Genomic DNA, 23,673 nt, shown 5'->3' on the forward strand with positions numbered 1-23,673 from the left:
TTTTTTCTTCCTTCCTGCTGCGAGTCCTCCCGATGTCCGATCTCTCCAGCCGCCGCCGGTTGCTGCGCGGCGCCGTTGCCGCAACCGCCGCGAGCGCATTGCCCCGTTTCTCCTTTGCGCAGGGCAGCGGCCAGGCGCTGCGTCTCGGCTACATCGGCCCCGGCAAGAAGCCCGCGGCCGCCACCGGCTGGGCGCTGCGCCAGGGCCACCTGTTGCGCGAGCTGGCCCCGCTCGGTTTCAAGGAAGTGACGACGCGCAATTTTCCGAACGGACCCGATCTCAACGAGGCTTTTCTTTCGGGCGCGCTCGATGTCGGCATCTACGGCGACACGCCCGCCGTGGTGGCCCGCTCGCGCGGCCTCGAAGGCCAGCTCATCGGTTTCGACGCGGTGGGCATGAACGTCTGGCTGCTCACGCCGCGCGACGGCGTGCGCAGCGTGAAGGCGCTCGAAGGCCAGTCCATCGGCGTGGCGCGCGGCTCCTACATGCACCGCTACGTGCTGGGCCTGCTCAAGGAGAACGGGCTGCAGAAATCCGTCAAGGTGATCCACATGTTCCCGCGCGACGGCGAGGCGGCGCTCGACCAGGGCTCGATCGCGGCCTTCGCGGCGCAGGTCGACGTGGGGCCGCTGCTTGCTTCGCGCGGCTATCCGGTCATCGACGAGGCCGAGAAGCACCCGACGCTGCGCGGCACCTCGGTGATCGTTGCGTCGAGCAAGCTGCTGGCGGCCGCGCCCGGACTGCCTGCGGCCTGGACGCGCGCACGCCGCACGGCGCTGCAGGAGATCCGGCGCAACAGCGCGGACTATTACGCCTTTCACTCGGAGGTGAGCGGCTTTCCGCTCGAGATCGTGAAGATCTCGCACCCGCTCTCCCACTTCCCCGAGGCCGCGTATCCGCCCGAAGGCCTGGCGCTGCTGGACGAGGTCAAGAAGTTCCTGCTCGCCGAGAACCTCGTGAGCCGCGACTTCGCGCTCGCGCAATGGCGCGCCCAGGAAGACTGATGCGCACCGTGCTCAGGAATGGCAGACGAAGCCGTCCTTGAGCAGCGTGATCTCGAACTGCAGGTTGCCCGCACGCGCGCCGCGCGCCTTGTCCAGCGTACCGTCGGCACGCCATTGGCGCAGTGCGGCGGCCAGGTAGTCGCGCGACATGGCGTCGCCTTCGGGCAGGCGGATGGCGGCATCCGAGGGTGGACGCAGGTCGCCGGCCAGGGGTTTGTAGAAGCGCCATTCCTCGCTCCGCATGAGCCGTTCCAGCACCTCGGCATCCTCGGCGAGCGCCGCGCATTCGCCGGCCATGAAGGCCGACGCCGCATGTACCGAAGAGGGATAGCTGCGCGGCTGCGCGCCATAGCGCTGCGACACCGCGGCGGCGTAGCCCGAACCTTCGCCTACGCAGATCGATGCGCCGCGCAGCGCAGATGGCTCCTGAACCTTGCCGCGCCTGAGCGAGACCACCAGGCCGTGGCCGGTGTCGTAGCTGCCGGGGGCGGCGGCGATACCGTGTGTCGATCGGGCGGGCACACCCGCCACCAGCAGGTCGACGCGGCCTTCGCGCAGCGCGGCCTCTTGCGCCGCAGGGTCGAGGCCGACCAGCTCCAGCGGCACGCCGAGCGAAGCCGCCAGTTGCCGTGCGAGCGTGGCGTCGAAACCGTCGGGTTCCGGCGGCGTTGGCGCCTCGGGCGGGGCAGGGCGCGGATAGCGGCGCACGCCGACGACCAGCTTGCCGCGCTCGATCGCATGGGCGAGCACCGGTCCCTTGGGCAGGCCCGACAGCGGCGGCGTCGTGAAAGCCCGGGCGCCGCCGAGGCCCGCGACCGCCATGGCCAGCACGAGCGCCGTGCCGGCCAGTGCCAGCCCGCGCTTGGGCAACCTGTGCTCAGTCATCGAGGCTCAGCCCCTTGCGCCAGCGCAGCAGCCGGCGCTCCAGCAAGGCCAGCAGGTAGTTGAGCAGCAGGCCGAGCACGGCCAGCAGCAGGATGCCGGCGTACATCGTCGGGATCTGGAAGGTCTCCTGCGAATTGAGCGTGAGAAAGCCCAGGCCCGAATGCGCGCCGATCATCTCGGCCGCCACCAGCGCCGTGATGCTGTAGGCCCCCGCCAGCCGCACGCCGGTGAAGATCGACGGCAGCGACGCCGGCAGCACCACCTTGAAGAAGACGAAGCGCTGCGAGGCGCCCATCGACAGCGCCGAGTTGACGAGCAGCCGGTCGACCTGCTTCACGCCGCTCACCGTGCTCAGCAGCACGGGCCAGAACGAGGCCCAGAAGATGATCGCCACCTTCGACAGCTCGCCGATGCCCAGGAACAGGATGAACACCGGGAACAGCGCGAAGGCCGAGGTCTGGCGAAACAGCTGCAGCACCGGATCGACGATGGCCGCCAGCCGCTTCGAGCTACCGATCAGGAGACCCAGCACCACGCCCGAGAAACTCGCGAGCAGCAGGCCCCCCAGCGAGCGCTGCAGGCTTGCCGCCACATGCTTCCAGAGCTGGCCGGTGTCGACGAGCTGGGCGATGCTCGCGAGCACGGCGGACGGTGGGCTCAGGTAGGCATCGCTCACGACGCCCAGGCGCGGCAGCGCCTCCCACAGCGCCAGGAAGATCACGATGCCGATGCCGCGTTCGGCTACGCGGACAAAGCTGCGCGCGAACCTGAAGAATCGACCGGGCGGGCGGGCCGCCGGCGCATCGAGCACCGCGCTCATGACACCACTCCCTCGAGCGACCGCGGCTTCAGCCCGAGCTGCACTTCATCCTTCAGCACCTCCCACGCGCGCTGGCGCAGCGCCGCGAACTCGGCCGTATGGCGCACCTGCGCCAAGCGCGGGCGCGCGAGCGGAATGTCGATGATGTCCTTGATGCGCCCGGGCCGCTGCGTCATCACCGCCACGCGGTCGGAGAGGTACACCGCTTCCTCCAGGCTGTGCGTGATGAAGACGATGGTCTTGCGGTACTGCTCCCAGATGCGCAGCAGCTCGCCCTGCAGGATCTCGCGCGTCTGCGCATCGAGCGCCGCAAAGGGCTCGTCCATCAGCAGCACGTCGGGCCTGTAGGCGAGCGAGCGCGCAATGGCCACGCGCTGCTTCATGCCGCCCGAGATCTCGTGCGGATAGCGGTCTGCAAAGCCATGCAGGCCCACCAGTTCGAGGTATTCGTGCGCGGTGCGGCGGCGCTCGGCCTTGCCAATGCCGCGAATCTCCAACCCCACGGCGATGTTGTCGAGCACCGAGAGCCACGGAAACAGCGCATAGCCCTGGAACACCACGCCCTGGTTGCGGTTGATGCCCGCAAGCGGCTGGCCGTTGATGGCAATGCGCCCGCCGGTGCGCTCCGTCAGCCCGGCCAGGATGCCGAGGAAGGTCGACTTGCCGCAGCCCGAGGGGCCGAGCACCGAGAGGAATTCGCCGTCGCGCACATCCAGGTCGAAGCCTTCGAGCACGCGCACGCGCTCGCTCGCACCGCGCGCCGCATAGTCCATCCGCAGGTCGCGGGCCGAGATCTTGAAGCTCATGGCGGGCGTGGGGTCAGGACTTCGCGGCCTGCTGCTGCGCGAAGGGATTGAACTCGTTCGTGTAGACGTCCTTCACCGCCACCTTGCCGGCCGCGAGCTTGCCCTCGGACTGCAGGATGTCGATGTAGTACTGGATCGGCGGCTCGGTCACCACCAGGTCGTCGACATAGGCGTAGCGGTCGACGTTCTTCAGGTCCATGTTGATGCGCTTGGCCACCAGCTTGCGCGCTTCCTCGGTGTTGGCGTTGACCCAGTTGCCGGCCTTGGCGAGCGCCGCCACCACATCGCGCACCGCCTCGGGGTGCTGGCGGATGAACTGGCCATGCGCGCTGTACGGCGCCATGCCGCCCAGGCCGCCGTCCAGGTCGTAGTCGCTCCACAGCCGCACCAGGGGCTCGGCGTTGTCGGCCCGGCCCGAGAAGGGCGCGTGGATGATCGCGAGGTCGGTGTTGCCGGTCACCAGCGTCTGCTCGGCCTGCTCGTCGGGCACCACGACGAAGTTGATCTTCGCCACGTCCACGCCGTGCTGGCGCAGGTACTTCTTGGTCACGAACTCGGCGCAGGCGCCGAAGCTGTTGAAGCCGATGGTCTTGCCCTCCAGGTCCTTCGGGTTGCGGATGCCCGAGTCCTTGCGAACGAAGTACTTCATGTGCGGCGCCTCCTGCAGCGTCTTGCCGCCCGCGGCCACCACCTTGAGGTCCGCGCCCGACGCAATGGCCGAGATCACCAGCGGCACCATGCGGCTGCCGAAGTCGATCTCGCCCGTGCCCACCAGCGGAATGATCTGCGGCGCGGCGATCTTGCCGACGTACTCGGGGCGGGTGTTGGTGCCGTCGAAGTAGCCGAGCTCGTCGGCCAGGTAGATCAGGTCGAACGACGGGTTGTTCGGGTACTTGAACGCCACCTTGTCGCCGGTCTTCTTCACCACGGCCGGGCCACCGGCCTCGCGCGAGCAGCCCGAAAGCCCGAGGCTGCCGATGGCCGCCACGGAGGCGAGCGAAGCGAAGGTCTTGAGCGCCAGGCGCCTCGAAGGCGGGGCGCTGGCATGGGAAGAGGAGGGCGTCTCGATGGGCATGGCGGCGCGCTCCGGCGCGGGAGCGGTCTGGCTGGTTGCGAAGCGCCGATCCTAGGAAGCCACGCCTGCTTCCTCAACGAAGAAAACCGCGCATCCATAGCTGAAATGCTTCTAGCAGCCATGCGCCAAAAGCGCCGCGCGGCCGGCACATTCATGGCCTGGCCTTTTTCTTCTTCTGCTCTTCCACCATGACTCACAAATTCAAGATCGTCGCTGTCTCCGGCGGCCTGCAACGCCCCTCGCGCACGCTCGCGCTGGTCGAGGAACTGCTGGAGGGCCTGACCGACGCCTGGCCCGCCGAGACGCGCCTCGTCGAACTGGGCCAGTTGGTGCCGAAGTTCGGCGGCGTGCTGCAGCGCGGCCAGCTTCCAGCCGAGGTCGAGCAGTCGCTCAAGGACGTGGAATCCGCCGACCTGCTGCTGGTGGCGAGCCCGATCTATCGCGGTTCGTACACCGGGCTTTTCAAGCACTTCTTCGACTTCATTCATCACGAAGCATTGATCGACGTGCCGGTGCTGCTTGCGGCCACCGGCGGCAGCGACCGCCACGCACTGGCCATCGACCACCAGCTGCGCCCGCTGTTCAGCTTCTTCCAGGCCCACACGCTGCCAGTCGGCGTCTATGCGACCGACAAGGAATTCGACAACTACCGCGTGAGCGGCGATGCACTGCGCGCACGCATCGCATTGGCCGTCGAGCGCGCATTGCCCGTGCTGCGCCAGCGCGCGGGCAGGCCGCTCGAAGTGCCTTCGCTGGCGCTGGCCTGAGCGATTCGCCGATGTCCTCCCCGCTTGAACTTCTTCCCGACGGATTCGCCGTGCCGCGCAAACCGCGCGACCCCGATCCCGCGCGCGTGCGGCGCATCCGCAGCGACGGCGAAGCGCTGGAGGCCGCCCACCGCCTTGCCGCGCTGTTCGCCCCCGGTGCTTCTGCGCGCGACCGCGAGCGGCGCCTGCCGTGGGATGAGCTCGACCGCTGGTCCGAGAGCGGGCTCGGCGGCATCACCGTGCCGCGCGCGCATGGCGGTGCCGACGTGTCCTACGCCACGCTGGCCGAGGTCTTCGTGATCCTGTCGGCCGCCGACGCCTCGCTCGGGCAGATCCCGCAGAACCACTTCGGCGTGCTGGGCGTGCTTCGCGAGATCGGCACCGAGCCGCAGAAGACCCGCTTCTACGCCGAGGTGCTCGCGGGTCGGCGCCTGGGCAATGCGGGGCCGGAGCGGCGATCGAAGACCATCGCGGAGGGCGCGACACGGCTGCGCCGCACGCCCCAGGGACTGCGCCTGGACGGCGAGCGCTTCTATTCGACCGGTGCGCTGTTCGCCCACCGCGTGCCGGCACGCGCGCTCGACGACCAGGGCCGCGCCGTGCAGGTGTGGTTGCCGCGCGATGCGCCCGGGCTCACGGTGGTCGACGACTGGTCCTCCTTCGGCCAGCGCACCACGGCCAGCGGCACGGTGCGCTTCGAGGCCGTGCCGGTCGACGAGGCGGACGTGCTGCCGCTGTGGCAGCTGGCCGACCGTCCGGGCCTGTTCGGCCCCGGCTCGCAGCTCCTGCAGGCAGCCATCGACCAGGGCATTGCGCAAGCCGCGCTCGCCGAAGCGATCGCCTTCGTGCGCGAGCATGCGCGGCCCTGGACCGATGCCGGCGTGGCCCGCGCGGCGGACGACCCCTACATCGTCCAGGACGTGGGCCGCCTCGAGGTGGACTTGCATGCCGCGCACGAGGTGCTGCTGGAAAGCGGCCGCACGCTCGATGCCGTGGCGGCCCGGCCCGTCACCGCCGAATCCAGCGCGCGCGCCTCGGTTGCCGTGGCCGAGGCCAAGGTGCTGACGACGCGCATCGCGCTCGATGCCAGCGAGAAACTGTTCGAGCTCGCCGGCTCCTCGGCCACGCGCGAAGCCCACAACCTCGGCCGCCACTGGCGCAACGCCCGCACCCACACCCTGCACGACCCGGTGCGCTGGAAGGCGCACCTGATCGGCAACTACCTGCTCAACCACGTGCCACCGCCGCGGCATTCCTGGAACTGATCGATGACGCTCACCGCTCTTCTTCCCGATCTCACATCCGAGGCGCCCGCGGCGCGAGCTCCCGCCCGCGCCGATGCACAGCCCGCACCCGTCCCTGGGCAGAGGCCGCTGCGCATCCGCGACGATGCCCAGGCGCTGCAGATCGCGCGCGAGCTCGCCGCCGACTTCGCCCGCGATGCCGCGGTGCGCGACCGCGAGCGGCGCCTGCCCTGGGACGAGCTGGAGCGCTTCACCGCCAGCGGCCTCTGGGCCATCACGGTGCCGCGCGAGCATGGCGGCGCCGGCGTGTCGGCACGCACGCTGGCGGAGGTGATCGCCATCATCTCGGCCGCCGACGGCTCGCTCGGGCAGATTCCGCAGAACCACTACTACGCGCTGGAGGTGCTGCGCGTCGGCGGCACCGAGGCCCAGAAAAGCTTTTTCTACCGCCGCGTGCTCGAAGGCGAGCGCTTCGGCAATGCGCTCGCGGAGATCGGCCACAAGGACTTCAAGCGCCGAACGCGCCTGCACGAGGAGGGCGGCAGCCTGCAGGTCGACGGGCAGAAGTTCTACTGCACCGGCGCACTGTTCGCGCACTGGATTCCCACGCTGGTCGTGGCACAGGAGGGCGAACGCGAAGTGACCAAGCTCGCCTTCGTGCCGCGCCGCGCCGAGGGCGTGAGCATCGTGGACGACTGGGACGGCTTCGGCCAGCGCGTGACCGGCAGCGGCTCGGTGCGCTTCGAGGGGGTGCAGATCGACCCGGCCTGGGTCGTTCCCTTCCTGGCCTCCTTCGAGCGGCCCACGACCATCGGCCCGTTCGCGCAGCTGCTGCATGCCGCCATCGACCTTGGCATCGGGCGCGGCGCCTTCGAGGCCACGCTGCCCTTCATGCGGGAGCGCGCCCGGCCATGGATCGATGCCGGCGTGGAACGCGCGAGCGAGGACCCGCTCGCGATCCAGCTGACCGGCGAGGTGGCGGTGCGCCTGCGCGCGGCCGAGGCCCTGCTGCGCCGCGCCGCGCGCTTCGTCGAGGCGGCCCAGCGCGCGCCGGACGATCACAGCGTGGCCGCAGCCTCGATCGCAGTGGCCGAGGCCCGCGTGCTGAGCACCACCGCTTCGCTCGACGCCGGCAATCGCCTGTTCGAGCTGGCCGGCACCGGCGCCACGCTCGACGGCCTGGGGCTGGACCGCTTCTGGCGCAACGCGCGCACCCACACGCTGCACGACCCGGTGCGCTGGAAGTACCACCACATCGGCAACTACCACCTCAACGATCGGCTGCCGCCGCGGCACGGCGCGCTGTGAGCGCCGAGTCCTTTTCTTCTTTTCCCGTTCTTCTTCGGAGTCTTGCTTGAGCCGCTTCCCATCGCTTTCCGCCGCGCTGTCGCGCCGCCGCCTGCTGCAATTCGCCTCGGCCGCCGCCACCGCCGGCGCGGGCCTACCCGCCTTCGCGGCCCTCAAGGAGCCGCCCGGCACCACCAAGGTCCTGAAGGTAGGCGTCACGACCGGGCCGCACGAGCAGACCTTCGAGGTCGCCAAGCGCGTGGCCGAGCGCGACTACGGCCTGAAGATCCAGATCGTGCCCTTCACCGACTACAGCCGGCCCAACGCCGCGCTCGATGCCGGCGACCTGGACGCCAACAGCTTCCAGCACCGGCCCTTCCTCGCGGCGCAGGTGCGTTCGCGCGGCTACAGGATCGTCGGCTTCGGCCGCACCTGGATCGGCCCCATCGCGATCTATTCGCGCAAGTTCAAATCGTTCAAGGACCTGCCCGAGGGCGCCAGCATCGCCATTCCCAACGACCCGTCGAACGAAAGCCGGGTGCTGTTGCTGCTGCAGAAGGCCGGCGCCATCAAGCTCAAGAGCGGCATCGACCCGATCGCGGGCATCAACGCCACGCCGCGCGACATCACCGAGAACCCGCGGAAGTTCCGCTTCGTCGAGATCGAGGCCGCGCAGCTGCCGCGCACGCTCGATGACACCGACGCCTCGGCCGTCAACGCCGACTATGCCAACAAGGCCGGCCTCAATCCGGCGCGCGACGGCATCCTGGTCGAGGACAAGGAAGGCCCCTATGCCTGCCTGATCGCGGTGCGCGAACAGGACAAGGAACAGCCCTGGGTGCAGCAGCTGGTCAAGGCCTACCAGACCGACGAGGTGCGCGACTTCATCGTCAAGACCTTCGCGGGCGGCGTGCTGCCGGCGTTCTGACATGGCGCAGAAGAAGAAAGAGATCCTGCTCAACGCGTTCAACATGAACTGCGTCGGCCACATCAACCACGGCCTGTGGACCCATCCGCGCGACCGCTCGCTCGAATACAACACGCTCGAATACTGGACCAGCATCGCGCGCACCTTGGAGCGCGGCCTGTTCGACGGCCTGTTCATTGCCGACATCGTGGGCGTCTACGACGTCTACCAGCACAACGTAGACGTGACGCTGCGCGAGTCGATCCAGCTGCCGGTGAACGACCCGCTGATGCTGGTGCCGGCCATGGCGGCGGCGACCCGGCACCTGGGCTTCGGCGTCACGGTCAATCTGACCTACGAGCAGCCCTACCTGCTGGCGCGGCGCTTCTCGACGCTGGACCATCTCACGCGCGGACGCATCGGCTGGAACATCGTCACCGGCTACCTCGACAGCGCCGCGCGCGCGATGGGCCTGGCCGAGCAGATCGCGCACGACGAGCGCTACGAGCGGGCCGACGAGTACCTGGAGGTGCTCTACAAGCTGTGGGAAGGGAGCTGGGAAGACGCAGCCGTGCGGCGCGACAAGGCCGCGCGCGTCTTCGCGGACCCGGCCAGGGTGCACAAGGTGCGGCACGAGGGCCGCTACCACCAGGTCGAGGGCTACCACCTGGCCGAGCCCTCGCCGCAGCGCACGCCGGTACTGTTCCAGGCCGGCAGCTCCGGCCGCGGCCAGCGCTTTGCCGCACGGCACGCGGAGTGCGTCTTCATCTCGCCGCCCAGCAAGGAAGCAGCGCGCCAGACCGTGCAGGCACTGCGCGAACAGCTGGTGCAGGCCGGCCGGCGTCCCGACGACGTCAAGGTGTTCGTCGGCGCCGCGGTGGTGCCCGGCGCGAGCACGAAAGAGGCGCAGGAAAAGTACGCGGACTACCGGGACTACGCGAGCCGCGAGGCGGGCCTGGCGCACTTCTCGGCCAGCACGGGCATCGACTACGCGCGCTACGGCCTGGACGAGCCGATCGACTACGGAAAGACCAACGCCATCGAATCGGCCACCCGCACCGCCGAGCAGCAGGGCTGGACGCGCCGCAAGCTGCTGGACCTGTTCGAGCTCGGCGGGCGCTACCCGGCCATCGTCGGCGATGCCTCGCAGGTGGCGGACGAACTGCAGTCGTGGATCGACGAGACCGGCGCGGACGGCTTCAACCTGAGCCGCACCGTGGTGCCCGAGAGCTACGAGGATTTTGTCGACCTGGTCGTGCCCGAGCTGCAGAACCGCGGCATCTACAAGACCGCCTATGCCGAAGGCAGCCTGCGCCGCAAGCTGTTCGACGCCGGCGACCGGCTGCCTGCGCGCCATGCGGCAGCGCAGTTCCGCCATCGCGCCGGCGAGGCCTGATCAACTTTCGGCCCGGCTTCCCACCGCCCAATAGAAGGTCGGCCGGGTTCCGTTGATCGCGTGGTCGCCGACCGCGCGCGCCTTGTAGATCACCGGGTTGTGCGAGGCCAGCGTGCGCGCGTTGCGCCAGTGGCGATCCAGCCGCCGGTCTTCCTGCAGCGCCGAGGCGCCGCCGACATCGAACAGGCGCGTCGCGGCGTTCAGCACGGTGTCGACGATGCCGACCTGCGCCTTGGCGGTGCGCAGCTCCACGTCGACGAGCAGGCTTTCGGGAACGGGCTCGCCGCGCTGGTGCATGCGGTCGATGTCGCCCAGCCCGCGGGCCACTGCAGCCACCGTTGCGGCGGCCGTGAAGGCCGCGCTGGAAAGCTGCCCCACCACCTGCTGGACCAACGGATCTTCCCGCGGCGTGGTGCCGCTGCCGTGGCTGTATACGCGCTTGCGCGGCTGCACGAAGGCGACCGCGTCGCGCTCGATCGCGCGCGCGATGCCGGCCAGCGTGGCCAGGTGGGTGAGCTGGAAATGGGCCGTGAGCGGCGTCGGCCGGTCGCGGTCGTAGGTCAGCACATTGCCGGCCTCGACAGCGACACGGCGAAAGCGCGTGGTGCCCGACCCGGTCAGGCGTTGGCCAAAGCCGCGCCAGTCGTCGATGCGTTCCACGCCGCTCGCTTCCGCGGGCACAAGCACCAGCACCCGGCCTTGCTTGCTCGGATCGTCCGCGCGCTGGGCGGTCACGGGAATCCAGTCGGCATAGAGCGTGCCTGTGCTGTAGTACTTGTCGCCATCGAGCAGCCAGCCCTTGCCGTCGCGTGTGAGCGTGGTCTGCAGCGTGCCCAGCTCGGCCTCGCCCAACTCGGTGGTGGCATTGCCGAAGATCGCGCCGTCGGCCGCGCGCCGCAGCCAGGGGGCATGCAGCTCGGGGTCGATCTCGGCATAGAGCCGTTCGATGAAGCCGAAGTGCGCGCGCAGGATCTGCGGCAGGTTCGAATCGGCGGCGCCAAGCTCGATGAGCAGGTCGAACAGTTGCTCGACCGAAGCGCCAAGGCCACCGTGGACCCGCGGCACGCGCAGCGCGCCGAAGTTCGCTTCGCGCAGCCAGGTGACGGCGTCGTAGGCCAGTGCGCGCTCGTTCTCGCGTTGGGCGGCATGTTCGGCGATGCGGGCGAAGACGGGGCGGAAGCGCTCGGCGAGCTGCTCGTAGGCAGGGGGTGGTGGGGGCATGAACGATGAGGTACCAGGAAAGGTGGAGAAGGCGGTCACGCGATGGCGGCCGGATGCGCTTCGCGCGCCGAATGCGCCGGATGCGCGGGCCGCCGCAGCCCGAGGTGCTCGCGCAGCGTGCGGCCTTCGTACTCGGTGCGGAACAGGCCGCGCCGCCGCAGCTCGGGCAGCACCAGTTCGATGAAGTCGTCCAGGCCGCCCGGGAACCACGGCGCCATGATGTTGAAGCCGTCCGCGCCGCTTTCCTCGAACCACTGCTGCAGCTGGTCGGCAATGCGGGCGGGCGTGCCCACCACCTGCTGGTGGCCGCGCGCACCGGCAATGCGCAGGTAGAGATCGCGGATGCTGAGGTTTTCGCGCCGCGCCAGGTCCAGCAGCAGCCGCTGGCGGCTCTTGGGGCCGTTGGTTTCCGGCAGTTCGGGCAGCGGGCCGTCGACCGGCAGCCTGGAGAAATCGAAGCCTCCGATCACGTTCGACAGCAGCGACACGCCGACCACCGGGTGCACCAGTTGCTGCAGCTGCTCGAACTTCTCCTCGGCCTCTGCCTGCGTGCGGCCGACCACGGGGAAGATGCCGGGCATGATCTTCACGTCGTCGGGGTGGCGGCCATGGCCCGGCAGCCGGCCCTTGATGTCGGCGTAGAAGGCCTTCGCCTCGTCGAAGGTCTGGTGCGCGACGAAGATCACTTCGGCCGTGCGCGCGGCAAGGTCGCGGCCTGCTTCAGAGGCGCCGGCCTGCACCACCACCGGCCGCCCCTGCGGCGAGCGCGCCACGTTGAGCGGGCCGCGTACCGAGAAGTGCGTGCCCTTGTGGCCCAGCACGTGCAGCTTGTGCTCGTCGAAGTACAGGCCGCTCGCCTTGTCGCGCACGAAGCTGTCGTCCTCCCAGCTGTCCCACAGGCCCGTGACCACGTCGTGGAACTCGGCCGCGCGCTCGTAGCGCAGCGCGTGCGCGAAATGCTCCTCGCGGTTGAAGTTCTGCGCCTCGCCGGTGCCGCTGGAGGTCACCAGGTTCCAGCCCGAGCGTCCGCCGCTGATCTGGTCGAGCGAGGCAAACTTGCGCGCCACGTTGAAGGGCTCGTTGAAGCTCGTCGACACCGTGGCGATGAGCCCGATGCGCTCGGTCAGCGCCGCGATGGCGGCAAGCAGCGTGAGCGGCTCGAAGTGGTCGGCGCGCGCCGTGCGCGAGAGCGAGGGCAGGTCGCTGTTGCGCACGCCGACCGAATCGGCCAGGAAGATGGCGTCGAACTTGGCCGCTTCCGCCTTCTGCGCAAGTTCGACGTAGTGGCGGAAGTTGCTCCCGGCATCGGCCTGCGCGCCCGGATGGCGCCAGGCCGCGATATGGTGGCCGGTCTGCATGAGGAAGGCGCCGAGCTTGAACTGGCGCGTCGATGAAGCCATGGGTCGAATGCCTTGGAAATGAAGGAAAGGGGTTGCGGCGCTCACCACGCCAGCTGCAGGCGCTGCGGCAGCCCGGTTGCGACCGCTTCAGGTTGCGGTGCTGCGATCGGTGTGCGGTCGGTATCGGCATCGAGGAAGTCGCTGAGCACGTCGTCGCGCAAGGCAATGAATGCCGGGTCGCTGCGGTTGCGCGGGTGCGGCAGGTCGACCTCGACGGTGCGCCGGATGCGGCCGGGCGAGGGCTGCATCACCACCACACGATCGCCCAGGAAGACGGCTTCCTCGACATCGTGGGTCACCAGCAGCATGGTGATGCGCTCTTTCTGCCAGATGCGCTGAAGCTCGTTCTGCAGCCGCGAGCGCGTCAGCGCATCGAGCGCGCCGAAGGGCTCGTCGAGCAGCAGCACGCGCGGCCGGTTCACCAGGCCGCGCGCAATCGCCACGCGCTGCGCCATGCCGCCGGAGATCTGGTGCGGCCACGATTTTTCGAAGCCCTCGAGCCCGACCAGCGCGACATGCTCGGCCACCAGGTCGCGCTTTTCCTTGGCGCTGAAGGGTGCGTTGCGCAGGCCCACCGCGATGTTCTGCTCCACCGTGAGCCAGGGAAAGAGGCGGTGGTCCTGGAACACGATGCCGCGCTCGCGGCCGGGGCCCGAGATCGGTTCACCGTCGAGCAGGATCCGGCCCTCGTACTGCGCGTCCAAGCCGAGGATGAGCCGCAGCAGCGTGGACTTGCCGCAGCCGCTGGTGCCGACGATGCTCACGAAGCGGCCGGCCGGAATGTGCAGGTCGATGCCTTCGAGCACCTGCAGTTCGCCGCCGCTGGCCTGCGTGCTGGCATAGCGCTTGCCGAGGCCGCGGATGTCGAGTTCGTTGGAGGGGTTCGCAAGGAGGGAGGTCATGGAAGGTGAGTTCTTTCTGCGTGCGTGGTTCATGCGCGCCCGGTCCAGCGCGCCAGCCGGCGCTCCAGCGCGCGGGCCGAGGCGTTCATGAGCCAGCCGACGAGGCCGATCACGAACATGCCGAAGATGACCAGGTCCATCTGGAAATGCTCGCTGCCCTCGATCAGCGTGTTGCCGATGCCGCGGCCGGCCACCAGCAGGTACTCGGCGCCGATGGTCGCAAGCCAGGAATAGATGAGCGCCAGGTAGACGCCCGTGAAGATCGAGGGCAGGGCGGCCGGCAGCACCACCTGCGTGACGGTCTGCCAGCGCGTGTAGCCATAGACGCGCGCCACCTCGAGCAGGCCCGCGGGCGCGGTGCGGATGCCGTCGCAGGTGTTGACCACCACCGGCACCAGCGCAGCCAGCGAGAGGAACACCACCTTGGCAACGTCGCCAAGGCCGAACCACACCGAGATCAGCGGAATCCACGCGAACAGCGAGATCTGCTTGAAGGTGTTGAAGCTCGGACCGGCGATGCGGTTGAAGAGCGGCGACAGCCCCAGCAGCGCGCCGAGCACGAGGCCAGACGCGGTGCCGATCGCAAAGCCCGTCGCTTCGCGCGCCAGGCTCGCGCCGAGCGCACGCCAGAGGCGTCCGCTTGCCACCTGGTCGATCACGGTATCGAGCACCTTGGCCGGCGAGACCAGCAGCGCCGAGTTCACGACGTCGAGCGACGACAGCAGCCACCACAGCAAGACAGCCGCCACGGGCAGCACGAAGCCGCGCCAGCGGCTGCGCTGCTCAGGCTGCAGCGGTTGCACGGCAGCCAGTTCGGCGGCTTCCCGCGTGACAGTGTTCATGGCGCGGCTCCGCCCGGCTGGCGCCGGCGCATCGAGGTTTCGAGCCGATCGAGCAAGCGGTCGATGGCATAGCCGATCGCACCCACCACGATCACGGCCGCCATCACCAGGTCGAGCTGGAACAGCTGCCGGCCATAGACGATGAGGTAGCCCAGCCCTTCGCTCGACGCCACCAACTCCACCACTACCAGCGAGAGCCAGGCCTTGGTGAAGCCCAGCCGCACGCCGGTGAAGAGCGTGGGCACGGCATGCGGCAGCACGATTTCCAGCACATGCTGGCGCCGCGTGTAGCCATAGACCTGGCCGACCTCGCGCAGCGCATGCGGAGTCTGCCGGAAGCCCTGCAGCGTGTTGAGCGCCACCGGCACCAGTGCCGCCTTGGCGATGAGGATGTACTTCAGCGGCTCGCCGATGCCCACGATCAGCAGCACGAACGGCAGCCAGGCCAGCACCGGGATCTGCACCAGCGCATTGAAGCTGGGCAGCACATAGGCCTCGAAGCTACGCGACAGGCCCATGGCCGAGCCCAGCGCGAGGCCGAGCAGGGTGCCCACTGCAAAGCCGACACCCACGCGCGTGAAACTGGTGCTCACGTGTAGCCAGAGATCACCGCTCATGGCCAGGTCGCGCAATGTTTCCCACACGAACTGCGGCGGCGGCAGCACCTGCGGCGAGATCCAGCCCTGCTCGGCGCCCGTGAACCAGAGCGCGAGCAGCGCGATGGGCAGGAGCCAGGGCAGGGCGCGGTCGCCCATGCGGCGCCAGGGCATCCGCGCCAGCAACGGCGCGATCGTTCGCGCCGCGGACGCGGGCGCGTCGTCGCGAGGCCGCAGGACGGCTGCCAATTCGACTTCGGCGCTCATGTGTGTTGCCCCCTCTCCCTCTGGGAGAGGGTTGGGGTGAGGGCCAGCGGCGCTTGCAGATGCGGTGCCCGTGCGAAGGCCGATGCCCTCACCCTAGCCCTCTCCCGCAAGCGGGAGAGGGGATAAGACAACGCGCTCATCGCGAAGCGACCGACGGACCCGCCTTCGGCTGTCCCTTGGTGTCGTAGGCCGTCCAGTAGTTCTCCAGCCCCTGCTTCTTCAGCGCGTTCTTCAGGTAGCGCGTGTCGAACCAGTCGTCGACCGACACCTCGCGGCGGATCAGCTTGAGCTTGAGCGCGTCGGCCACCACGGCCTTGTAGCGCCCGATGATGAAGTCGTCGGCGAGCGGCGAGTTGCGCACCGCGAGCTGCTGCTGGTCGAACTCCGCCGCCCACGAAGCCACCGGCGTGCCGCTTCGCGCCCAGATGCGGAAGAGCTCATCGCGGTTCTTCTCGTCCGATGACCAGCGCGCCGCCCGCACGAACACGTCGACCACGCGCTGCACCTCGGCCGGGTTGGCCTGCTCGAAATCCGCGCGCACCAGCAGCGAGGCCTGGCGCGTGAAGGCCGGGTCCTGCCCCTGCGTGGAATACACCACCTTGGCAAGGCCCTGGTCGCGCACCTTGAACCACTCGTAGCCGCCGAAGGCCGCATCCACGCCGCTCGACACCAGCGCGGCCTGCGCACTGCCGGTGTCGAGGTTCACGCCCTTGATGTCGCGCTCGGCCAGGCCGTTGGCTGCCAGCACGTTGATGGCCACGAGGTGGCCGTTGGTACCGCGGAAGATCGAGACCGTGCGGTCCTTCAGGTCCTTGATCGAGCGGATGTCCGACTTGGGCGGCGCCACCAGGTACAGGTTGTTGCGCGCGCCGCTCGCCAGCAGCAGCTTGGTCTTCAGGCCGTTGGAGCGCCCGACGATCGACGGCAGGTCGCCCTGGTAGGCGAAATCGATCTGCCTGTTCGACAGCGCCTCGTTCACCGCCGGTCCGGCACCCTTGAAGAACAGCCATTCGACCTTGATGCCCGTGGCCTTGAACTCCTCCTCCAGCCAGTTGTTGACGCGCGCAACGCCGCCGGGCGAACCGCCCCAGGTAACGGGATCGCCGCCGCCCGCGGTGGCCACGCCGATGCGGATGGTGTCGGGCGCCGCCTGCGCGGGCAGCGCGGCCACGGCCACCAGCGCAAGCGTGCCCAGTGGCGCGGCCCAACGGCGCAGGCGGGTGAACAGGGAGCGTGCCGCGCCGTTCACTTCGCGCCTTTCAGGCCGAGCTTGCGCCCGACCTCGGTGCCTTCGAAGAAGCGCGGATTGGCCTCGGTGTAGAAGCGGTGCGGGTTGTCGAAGACAAAGGCCTTGAAGTCCGCGGCCGAGATCACGCCTTGCTGCACCAGGTCCCAGGTTTCGGCCAGCGGCTCGGTGAACTCGGGCACGTCCCAGTGGCCCACGTCGGACGACCAGATCGCGTTGATCCTGGTGCCCAGCGGATTGACCTTGGTGTTGAACGCCGCGGCCACCGTGCGGTCGTCGGCCTCGGAGCCGAAGTAGAAGTTGTTCACCCAGCGGTCGCGGATGTCCTCCACCTTCTCGATGCCGGCGAGCGCGAAATCGTCGATCTCCGATTCGTTCGGCTCTCGGCTGTGCGGCAGCGCCGAGAGGCCGAGGCTGTCGCGCAGCAGCGTCGACTTGTCGATCGTACGGCCCTTGAGCAGGTCGCCGCCGTAGCGCTCGAACAGCGAGGCAAGCAGTTCGACGTCGGCCTCTGCGGGGTCGTAGTTGCGCACGGCGTTCCTGTTGCGCTTTTCCCAGCGGTCCACCAGGTGCGTGTAGACATGCGAGCCCCAGTCGGCACCGCCTTCGAGCAAGCCCACGCGCAGGCCGGGAAAGCGCCGCGTCACGCCGCCGAAGAACAGTGCCTTGGCAAAGGCTTGCGAGCCATCGGCAAAGTGGCCGATGTGGTTGTTCATGTAGTTGCTGATCGACTGCCGGCCGGTCCAACCCTGGCTGCCGTAGTGCGTGGTGACGGGCACGCCCAGTTCCACCACCTTGGCCCAGAAGGGGTCGTAGTCGTGCTCGCTGTCGATGCCGTAGAAGTCGATGTACCCGGTCTGCTTCGCAATCTCCGGGTGTTCCTTCGCCGGATATTTTTCGGCGATGGCGCGGATCGGCCGGCGCACCCCGCCTGCGATGTTGATCACCTTCAGGCCGAGCGTCTTGACCGCGAACTCCAGCTCTTCGATGCCTTCCTGCGGCGTGTGCAGCGGAATGCCCGCCACCGGCGTCAGGCGGTCGGCATACGGCCGGTACTGGTCGGCGTGGAAGTGGTTGATGGCGCGATGCAGCGGCTGGCGGTATTCGCTGCCGGCCGCGGCGGGCGAGAGCACGTCGTTGGGGAACAGGATCGAATAGTCCGAGCCCTGCTCGCCCAGGCGCTCGTAGAGCAGCGCGGGCAGCGTGTAGGTGGCCAGGTCGTAGGTGTTGCGCGTCACGCGGGCCCACCAGGGCGCGCGCAGCGTGCGGTGGAACTGGCGCTCCTCGGCCGTCTGCTGGTACCAGTCCTTGCCGCCGCCATTGCGCGTGACGAAGCGTCCGCCCAGCGCCTTGCGCAGCGCGTCGACCAGCTTGCTGCCGCCGTACTGCGCCACGTAATCCTCGAGTACGGGCGCGTAGTCGTTGACGTGGACATCCGTGTCGATCACGGGATGGTCGAGGCCGGCCTTCACGGCGGCGGAGCGCGAGGCATGCACGCGGTTCAAACGATCGTTCATCTGCGGGTTCCTTGGAAGGGAAAGGAACGCCGCAGGCTACGCGCGGCTCACGCGCTTGCCAAAGAAGGCTTTCGGTATTGCTTAGCCGGTGCGTGCATAAGGAGCACAGCTCGGCGCGGATGTTGCGGGGCGGTACTTCGGTTTCGGGCGGCGCATCGAGGTACTCATGTTTCCACCGGAAGCTCCAGCGTGAACGCCGCGCCGGTGCCCGGCCCGTCGCTGTGGGCCGTGAGGGTTCCGCCCATTTCATGCGCGGCGATCACGGCGCTGTGCAGGCCGAATCCATGGCCGGTCTTTTTCGTGGTGAACCCGTGCACGAACACCTGGGACAGGGCCTGCGTCGCAATGCCCACGCCGTTGTCCGCCACGCAGATGCGCAGCCGCCGGCCCGCCACCAGCTCCACGCGCACCGTGAGCCGGGGCTCGCGGTCGGTCACGCCGTCCATGGCCTGCTCGGCGTTGCTGATCAGGTTCACCAGGATCTGCAAGATCCGCCCCTGGTCCAGCAGCAGTTCGGGAAGAGGCGCAATCTCTTTTTCCACCACCATCCGGCGCTGCGCCAGCGCCTCGGCGTTGATGCGCAATGCATCGTCCACCAGTTCGCGGACCTGCACCTTTTCCAGCAGCCTCGATGCGCCGGCGTAGGCCTGCTGCGCGGCAATGATCTCCTTGATGTGTTCCACGTTCTTGCCCAGTGCCGCCAGCTCCTTGATGGCGTCGTTCTGCTCTGCCACCAGCGCCGAGGCCAGCTGGCGCAGATAGCCCGGAAGCACCTTGCCCTTGGGGTCCGAAGCGAGGAACGCGCCCAGGTCGTCCGCGTGCTCTTCCATCAGCTGGACGGCCCGCGCAAGCCCCGGGGCCTTGGAGGCGCGAACGCGCGAAAGAATGAGCGCCGCGGACACGTTCACGCTGTTGAGCACATTGCCGACGTTGTGCAGCACGTTGGTGGCGATGCGGGCCATGCCGGCCAGGTGCGAGGCCTCGACCAGCTGCTTGTTCACCTCGGCAACCTGGCGCTCCGCCTCCTTCAGGTCGGAGATGTTCTTGGTGATGCCGAAGGTTCCGACGATCCGGCCCGCACGGTTTCGCAGGGGCATCTTCGTCGTCAAGGCCCAGGTGTCGGGCCGCCCGTCGATCCAGGTTTCCTTTTCGATCTTGCCGATCATCGGCACACCCGTGCGGATGATCTCCTGCTCGTCCTCGAACGCCGGACGCGCATGCTCTTCGGAAAAGACATCGAAGTCCGACTTTCCCACCAGCCCTTCGGGTGTGGCCATTCCAAACTCCAGCGCCTGCGCCGTGCTGGTCTTGATGAAGCGGGACTGCGCGTCCTTGAAGTAGATGTGGTCCGGAGAGTTGTCCAGCAGCGCGCGAAGCAGCTCGCGCTCGTTGGCCAGCATGGCGTCGTCCTCTTCCTGGTTGCGCGGGGCCGCGTCGAGCAAGACTCCCTGGCTGCCGATGGCCGTGCCGTCAGGCCCCCGCACCGCAGACTCGATCACCTGCCAGGAAGCCGCCTCGTCGGAGTCGATCTCCGCAGGCGTGCGGCCCAGGATGCGTTCTGCAGGCATGCCCTTGAGTTCGCAGAACCTGGCATTGACGAAGGTGAAGCGCCCCTCGGTGTCCTTGCGAAAAATGCCGACCGGCAACTGCTCGACGATCGGTACCGTGCTGTCCTCCAGGAGGGTTGCGCTTGCTGCGGAGGCGGGTTGGCTTTGCATGGCGATGTGCTGCAGGTTCCCAAAAGTGCTTTATAGCCCCCTGCCGAGGGCAAGCACTGTTCGGCCAATGCACCCCATCAAACCGCGGCGGCTCCCACAGGATGCGCAGGCCGGTCGCAATACTCGATCAGCAGTTCGGTGAGGACCCGGATCTTCCGTGCGGGATGCTGGCCGGGCGGCCGGACGACATAGGCACCTGCCGGCGGTGGCGGATGACGCGTCATGACCGGCACCAGCGCCCCGGAGGCCACGTGTTCATGGGTGAGCCAATCGGGCAGGTAGGCGATGCCCAGTCCTGCCGTGGCAGCGGCGACCAGCGCCGTGCCGTTGTCGGCCTTGAAGCGCCCTTGCGGGCGAACCGTGATGGTCTTATCGCCATCCGTGAGGTGCCAGGCTTCGGTTCCCTGCATGAGGGCCTGATGGGCGAGGAGCTCCTCCGGTGTCTCGGGCGATCCATGCGCCTTGACATAGGCCGGACTCGCAACGAGCTTTCCATGCACCGGGCCGATGCGTCTTGCAATCAGGTTGGAGTCCGGGAGATAGCCGACCCGTATCGCACAGTCGTAGCCCTCCGCGATGAGATCGACGAAGCGGTCGCTGTAGCAGGTCTGGATGTGAAGCCCGGGGTGCCGTCGTGCCATCTCCGCAAGGATGGGCGCGAAGTGGGTCGGGCCCAGAGAAAACGGCGCAGCAATGCGCAAGCGCCCACGAAGGTCGCCGGCGGGCAGGATCGCTTCCCTGGCCACGTCGATCTCGGCGCAGACCCTGGCTGCATGGTCCCGGAACGTGGCCCCGGCTTCGGTGAGGGCAGCGCCGCGGGTGGACCGCGCAAGCAGCTGCACGCCAAGCTCCTCTTCAAGCCTGAAGAGGCGGCGGCTGACGATCGACTTGGACACCCCAAGCCGCAGCGCAGCAGACGAAACCCCGCCGGCATCGGCAACTTCCACGAAGGTCCGCAGCTCTTCGATGTCCAATTTGGTGTTCCTCATTGCGCGACACAGCTCGCCGCGAAATGGTACTACCGCATCAAAAAGAGGAACAACAGAATCCTGCTTCGGGGCAAGCAATGTCCCGCTCACAACCGAAACAAAGGATTCATCAATGACTTTTCGCAACGGCCTGGCTTCGCTTCTTCGCCCCGAAGACTCGGTACTCGTTCTCATCGACCACCAGCCCTACCAGCTCTCCAACCTGAACAGCCATGACCCGCAGGCCGTGGTGAACAACACGACCGCGCTGGCGAAGCTGGCAAAAGCCTTCAATGTTCCGACCATTCTCACCAGCGTGATCGCGGCGCGCGGTGGACTTCTCTTCAAGCAGGTCACCGACGTATTTCCAGACCAGGAAGTCATCGATCGCACCTGGGTGAACACCTGGCAGGACGAGAACGTGGTGAGCGTCGTCAAGGCGACTGGCCGCAAGCAGCTGATCATCGCTGGCCTGTGGACCGAGGTCTGCGTCGCAATGCCTGTCATCCAGGCCGCCGGCGAAGGCTGGGACGTGACCGTGATCACCGACGCATCGGGCGGCATTTCGAAGGAGTCTCACGAAGTTGCCATCCAGCGAATGATCGCGGCCGGCGCGAACGTGATGACCGTGATGGCGCTCTGTGGCGAATGGCAACGCGATTGGGCGCGCACCGAGCACGTCGAGGAACTGACCGAGATTCTCATCCAGCACTTCGCCGGCAGCGGCATCGCGTATCTTTGGGAGCAGCAGTTGCTCAACACGCCTGTGCCGCGCAAGGCAGGATGATGATCTGAGGGGGGGCCGTCGCGGCTGCTGTCGGCTCAGCGGGGTTATCCATCGCCCCGTTGGCGGAGAGCTCGAAGAACTCAGCCATGCGGCACCAGCGCACTGACCTTCTGGGCCATCCACGTTGGAAGACGCGCACGTGCCGACGCCACCTCTTTCAACTCGGCTGGCGGCAGTTTGGCGCGCAGCGCACGCAACGCCTTGCCGGCCTTCTCGGGCCCAAGCCACGCCAGCGCCCGCACCACATCGCCCGCCGCGCGGCCTGGAAGGATCAACTGCCACACCGGCGCATGCCGCAACTCCACCGTTTGTGCTCCCAGCTTCAAGCGACGGCTTGGCCCCGACGTCAGATAAACCGCCCGCACAGGCACCTGCGTGGTGAGACCAAGCGCGTTGGCGGCAGACGCACCATGCGGCACGATGGTTTCTCCGCGGTGGCTCGCCAATGCCTCGACCATCTTGGCAGCCGAGGGCGCCCGGGAGCCGAAGCGGCTTTCGACTGGCAGGACATAGATTCCGCGGCCCGCGCGCAGCAGCGCGCCGCGCTGTGCGAGGCGGGACAGAACCTGGTCCACGGCGGCTCGATTCCCCAGGTGCAGCAACTCCTTCGCGACCAAGGGCGTGCCTTCCGGCAACCCGGCGGCGTGCTCCATAACTTGTTTGGCGAGGGTCTGCATTGCGGTAGATCCTGAGTGGCAGAAGCATGGTGGAACTTCTGACAGTTTTCAAGTCGCCCTCAGGATGGTTCAGACGCGGCGCTGCAGGATTGAGCGACGTCGCCAAAGATCCTCGTAGAGGCTGGAGAGGACCGTCTACTCTCTGAGTTCGGAGCCGTCGAGCAAGCACTGACTTGGATTGGCAATTTGATGCGTGTAGCGTTACGCGCTACAATGGCGCATGATAAAAACGTGGCGCCACAAGGGGCTTCAGGAATTTTTTCTGACGGGCAAGAAGAGTGGCATTCAGCCTCATCACGCGCCCAAGCTGCTGCGGCTTATGGCTGTTCTACATGCCGCTTCAAACCCGGAGGCCATGAACCTTCCGGGTTTTGGCTGGCATCCGTTGAACGGCGATCTTGCGGGGCATTGGGCAGTCTCCGTGAATGGAAATTGGCGCCTGACCTACACGTTTGAGGGTGGGGATGCCATCCTGGTCGATTATCAGGATTACCACTGAAAGGATCCGATATGGTGAACATGTACAACCCTCCGCACCCTGGATCGATCCTCCGAGAAGACGTGCTTCCGGCCATGGGAATCACGGTAACGGAAGCTGCTGAGCAGCTGAAGGTGTCTCGCACCGCGCTGTCGCGTGTCCTCAACGGACGCGCTGCGATCAGTGCAGAAATGGCCATACGGCTCGCCGAGTGGCTGTCTGGAGAGCCCGGGACGTGGCTACGCATGCAGGCGGAGCACGACTTGTGGCAGGCGCGCAAGCTTCACAAGGTGAAGATCAAGCGGGCCAAGTTCGTCGAGCAGAGCCAAGCCGAAAAGACGAGGAACGATGAGCGCTATGCGCTCGCCGCCTGATCCAACCAGTCATCCCTCAGTAAATCACCGTCACCCTCATCGAATTGCTCCCGTCGCCATCCGCAGCAGCAGCCTTCGGCGCGGCGCGGGCCGTGATGGCAGCCATGGCGCCGATGGCGCTGCGCCAGGTGGGGTCGAGGGTGTCGAGGCCGTCGGCGGTGGTGCCGGCTACCGTGAAGCTCGTCTCGCCGATCTTGTCGAACTGGTATTCGCGGCCCTTGATGAGCACCGACTTCATGTTGGTCCAGACGCGGTATTCGTGCCCGCCACTGACCGGCGTGACCTGGAGCACCTTGAAGGTCGGCAGGACGATCATCGTCACGTTGAACCGCGCCGCGGCGCTGTGCGGGCTGTGCGTCGGCTCCGCGGAGCCGAGCCGCAGCGGCAACAGCAGCATCATGCCGACGGCAGCCGCCGTGCGGGCCGCACGCGGTGGAAGCGGCGGGCCGGCCGAACCCGCACGGGACAACATGTTTCCGGACATGGGAC

The 23,673-nt window shown here is 67.8% G+C and carries 24 protein-coding genes; 9 read left to right on the top strand and 15 right to left on the bottom strand.

The window, feature by feature from the left end:
* Window positions 1-32 precede the first annotated feature (32 nt).
* A complete protein-coding gene (locus tag ACAM58_RS09720; RefSeq protein WP_369664368.1) occupies window positions 33-1,004 on the top strand; it encodes an ABC transporter substrate-binding protein in 972 nt (323 codons plus the stop codon).
* Window positions 1,005-1,016: 12 nt separating this feature from the next.
* Here ACAM58_RS09720 and ACAM58_RS09725 read toward each other — a convergent pair whose 3' ends face one another.
* From ACAM58_RS09725 to ACAM58_RS09740, 4 genes are read right to left on the bottom strand one after another with little or no spacing between them, the layout of a single operon-like run.
* Window positions 1,017-1,889, bottom strand: a complete 873-nt coding sequence (locus tag ACAM58_RS09725; protein WP_369664369.1) for a substrate-binding periplasmic protein — start codon at window positions 1,887-1,889, stop codon at window positions 1,017-1,019.
* Complete coding sequence (locus tag ACAM58_RS09730) at window positions 1,882-2,709, bottom strand: ABC transporter permease (protein ID WP_369664370.1); 828 nt, start codon at window positions 2,707-2,709, stop codon at window positions 1,882-1,884. Before ACAM58_RS09730 ends, ACAM58_RS09725 begins: the two co-directional genes overlap by 8 nt.
* A complete protein-coding gene (locus ACAM58_RS09735; protein ID WP_369664371.1) occupies window positions 2,706-3,515 on the bottom strand; it encodes an ABC transporter ATP-binding protein in 810 nt (269 codons plus the stop codon). Before ACAM58_RS09735 ends, ACAM58_RS09730 begins: the two co-directional genes overlap by 4 nt.
* A 13-nt stretch (window positions 3,516-3,528) precedes the next feature.
* Window positions 3,529-4,590, bottom strand: a complete 1,062-nt coding sequence (locus ACAM58_RS09740; protein WP_049805735.1) for an ABC transporter substrate-binding protein — start codon at window positions 4,588-4,590, stop codon at window positions 3,529-3,531.
* Window positions 4,591-4,778: 188 nt separating this feature from the next.
* Between ACAM58_RS09740 and msuE the strand changes: the two genes are divergently transcribed.
* The 5 genes from msuE to ACAM58_RS09765 are packed head-to-tail and all read left to right on the top strand — an operon-like array spanning window position 4,779 to window position 10,191.
* Window positions 4,779-5,357 carry an FMN reductase gene (gene msuE / locus ACAM58_RS09745; RefSeq protein ID WP_369664372.1) on the top strand — a complete coding sequence of 193 codons (579 nt, stop codon included), beginning with the start codon at window positions 4,779-4,781 and terminating at the stop codon, window positions 5,355-5,357.
* 11 nt (window positions 5,358-5,368) lie between these two features.
* Window positions 5,369-6,622 (top strand): SfnB family sulfur acquisition oxidoreductase, encoded by a 1,254-nt coding sequence (locus ACAM58_RS09750; RefSeq protein WP_369664373.1) that lies wholly within the window; start codon window positions 5,369-5,371, stop codon window positions 6,620-6,622.
* Window positions 6,623-6,625: 3 nt separating this feature from the next.
* Window positions 6,626-7,909: an SfnB family sulfur acquisition oxidoreductase gene (locus tag ACAM58_RS09755; RefSeq protein WP_018902956.1), complete on the top strand. Its 1,284-nt coding sequence runs from the start codon at window positions 6,626-6,628 to the stop codon at window positions 7,907-7,909.
* Window positions 7,910-7,955: 46 nt separating this feature from the next.
* A complete protein-coding gene (locus tag ACAM58_RS09760; RefSeq protein WP_012747039.1) occupies window positions 7,956-8,816 on the top strand; it encodes a MetQ/NlpA family ABC transporter substrate-binding protein in 861 nt (286 codons plus the stop codon).
* Between the two features lies 1 nt (window position 8,817).
* Complete coding sequence (locus ACAM58_RS09765) at window positions 8,818-10,191, top strand: LLM class flavin-dependent oxidoreductase (RefSeq protein ID WP_018902955.1); 1,374 nt, start codon at window positions 8,818-8,820, stop codon at window positions 10,189-10,191.
* On the opposite strand, the gene ACAM58_RS09770 is transcribed toward ACAM58_RS09765, so the two are convergent.
* From ACAM58_RS09770 to ACAM58_RS09810, 9 genes are all read right to left on the bottom strand, one after another.
* On the bottom strand, window positions 10,192-11,412 hold the full coding sequence (locus tag ACAM58_RS09770; RefSeq protein ID WP_049805738.1) for an acyl-CoA dehydrogenase family protein: 1,221 nt from the start codon (window positions 11,410-11,412) through the stop codon (window positions 10,192-10,194).
* Window positions 11,413-11,447: 35 nt separating this feature from the next.
* Window positions 11,448-12,812: an LLM class flavin-dependent oxidoreductase gene (locus ACAM58_RS09775; protein ID WP_369664374.1), complete on the bottom strand. Its 1,365-nt coding sequence runs from the start codon at window positions 12,810-12,812 to the stop codon at window positions 11,448-11,450.
* A gap of 41 nt (window positions 12,813-12,853) precedes the next feature.
* A complete protein-coding gene (locus tag ACAM58_RS09780) occupies window positions 12,854-13,714 on the bottom strand; it encodes an ABC transporter ATP-binding protein (protein WP_278881438.1) in 861 nt (286 codons plus the stop codon).
* Between the two features lie 29 nt (window positions 13,715-13,743).
* Complete coding sequence (locus ACAM58_RS09785; protein WP_307594192.1) at window positions 13,744-14,556, bottom strand: ABC transporter permease; 813 nt, start codon at window positions 14,554-14,556, stop codon at window positions 13,744-13,746.
* A complete protein-coding gene (locus ACAM58_RS09790; protein ID WP_369664375.1) occupies window positions 14,553-15,419 on the bottom strand; it encodes an ABC transporter permease in 867 nt (288 codons plus the stop codon). Before ACAM58_RS09790 ends, ACAM58_RS09785 begins: the two co-directional genes overlap by 4 nt.
* Before the next feature lie 136 nt (window positions 15,420-15,555).
* A complete protein-coding gene (locus ACAM58_RS09795) occupies window positions 15,556-16,614 on the bottom strand; it encodes an ABC transporter substrate-binding protein (protein ID WP_369664480.1) in 1,059 nt (352 codons plus the stop codon).
* A 50-nt stretch (window positions 16,615-16,664) separates the two neighbouring features.
* Window positions 16,665-18,182, bottom strand: coding sequence for an amidohydrolase family protein (locus tag ACAM58_RS09800; RefSeq protein ID WP_062362031.1), 1,518 nt, complete (start codon window positions 18,180-18,182; stop codon window positions 16,665-16,667).
* Window positions 18,183-18,346: 164 nt separating this feature from the next.
* Complete coding sequence (locus ACAM58_RS09805) at window positions 18,347-19,900, bottom strand: PAS domain-containing protein (protein WP_369664376.1); 1,554 nt, start codon at window positions 19,898-19,900, stop codon at window positions 18,347-18,349.
* 77 nt (window positions 19,901-19,977) lie between these two features.
* Window positions 19,978-20,874, bottom strand: a complete 897-nt coding sequence (locus tag ACAM58_RS09810; RefSeq protein WP_018902948.1) for a LysR family transcriptional regulator — start codon at window positions 20,872-20,874, stop codon at window positions 19,978-19,980.
* A gap of 127 nt (window positions 20,875-21,001) precedes the next feature.
* Here ACAM58_RS09810 and ACAM58_RS09815 point away from each other — a divergent pair, with 127 nt between their 5' ends.
* Window positions 21,002-21,655, top strand: a complete 654-nt coding sequence (locus tag ACAM58_RS09815; protein WP_369664377.1) for a hydrolase — start codon at window positions 21,002-21,004, stop codon at window positions 21,653-21,655.
* An 80-nt stretch (window positions 21,656-21,735) separates the two neighbouring features.
* Here the strand turns inward: ACAM58_RS09815 and ACAM58_RS09820 are convergent, their stop codons facing one another.
* A complete protein-coding gene (locus ACAM58_RS09820; protein ID WP_369664378.1) occupies window positions 21,736-22,332 on the bottom strand; it encodes a DUF6088 family protein in 597 nt (198 codons plus the stop codon).
* Window positions 22,333-22,552: 220 nt separating this feature from the next.
* Between ACAM58_RS09820 and ACAM58_RS09825 the strand changes: the two genes are divergently transcribed.
* Both ACAM58_RS09825 and ACAM58_RS09830 read left to right on the top strand, forming a co-directional pair.
* Window positions 22,553-22,831, top strand: a complete 279-nt coding sequence (locus tag ACAM58_RS09825) for a type II toxin-antitoxin system RelE/ParE family toxin (RefSeq protein WP_018902946.1) — start codon at window positions 22,553-22,555, stop codon at window positions 22,829-22,831.
* An 11-nt stretch (window positions 22,832-22,842) separates the two neighbouring features.
* A complete protein-coding gene (locus ACAM58_RS09830) occupies window positions 22,843-23,184 on the top strand; it encodes a HigA family addiction module antitoxin (protein WP_018902945.1) in 342 nt (113 codons plus the stop codon).
* A 16-nt stretch (window positions 23,185-23,200) separates the two neighbouring features.
* Here ACAM58_RS09830 and ACAM58_RS09835 read toward each other — a convergent pair whose 3' ends face one another.
* Entirely contained in the window at window positions 23,201-23,668 is a 468-nt protein-coding gene (locus ACAM58_RS09835; protein ID WP_369664379.1) for a hypothetical protein, read from the bottom strand.
* Window positions 23,669-23,673: the final 5 nt, after the last annotated feature.

This window comes from Variovorax sp. V116 (assembly GCF_041154435.1).
Lineage (GTDB): Bacteria > Pseudomonadota > Gammaproteobacteria > Burkholderiales > Burkholderiaceae_C > Variovorax > Variovorax paradoxus.